The organism is Aurantimonas sp. A2-1-M11 (genome assembly GCF_036549475.1).
Taxonomy (GTDB): domain Bacteria; phylum Pseudomonadota; class Alphaproteobacteria; order Rhizobiales; family Rhizobiaceae; genus Aurantimonas.
Genome location: NZ_JAZHLI010000210.1, coordinates 1 through 874, shown reverse-complemented (window position 1 = coordinate 874; position 874 = coordinate 1). Strand labels below are relative to the sequence as shown.

The following is an 874-nucleotide window of genomic DNA, read 5'->3' as shown; positions in this document are numbered from 1 at the left end:
GGCCAAGACGGTTCGGCCCCCTTTTCTTTGGCTCCATCAACCCATGAGCCGGACCGCCCGTGAACCTGTACCTCCCGATCGCGGAACTCTCGGTCAACATGGCCGTCCTCTTCGGAATGGGCGCGGCGGTGGGTTTTCTGTCGGGACTGTTCGGCGTCGGCGGTGGCTTCCTGATCACGCCGCTGCTGATCTTCTACAACATTCCGCCGGCGGTCGCGGTCGCGACCGGCGCCAACCAGGTGATCGCCTCGTCCTTCTCCGGGGCCTTGGCGCATTACAAGCGCGGCACGGTCGATCTCAAGCTGGGCACGGTGCTGCTCATTGGCGGTGCCGCCGGCTCGGCGGCAGGCGTTGCGCTGTTCACCCTGCTCAGGCGGATCGGCCAGCTCGATCTGGTCGTCTCGCTTCTCTACGTGGTGTTCCTCGGCGGCGTCGGCAGCCTGATGCTGGTCGAGAGCATCCAGTCGCTCCGGCGCTCCAGCGGCGGGTCGGGTGAAATCCGCCGCTCCGGCAAGCACAACTGGATCCACGGCCTGCCGCTGAAGATGCGCTTCCAGCGCTCCAAGCTGTTCGTCTCGGTCATTCCGGTGCTGGCGATCGGCTTCCTGATCGGCACGCTCGCCGGCATCATGGGCGTGGGAGGCGGCTTCATCATGGTGCCGGCGCTGATCTATCTGTTGCGCGTGCCGACCAATGTCGTCATCGGCACCTCGCTCTTCCAGATCATCTTCACCGCCGCGGTGACCACCGTGCTGCAGGCCTCCACCAACCACACGATCGACGTGGTGCTGGCGTTCTTCCTGATGCTGGGGGGCGTGATCGGGGCGCAGTTCGGCGCCGAGGCGGGCCGCAAGCTGCGCGGCGACCAGCTGCG

The 874-nt window shown here is 66.4% G+C and carries 1 protein-coding gene; it reads left to right on the top strand.

Annotation, left to right across the window (positions count from 1 at the left end):
• Positions 1-59 precede the first annotated feature (59 nt).
• A partial coding sequence (locus VQ042_RS25705; RefSeq protein ID WP_331823068.1) for a sulfite exporter TauE/SafE family protein occupies positions 60-874 on the top strand: 815 nt, incomplete at its 3' end.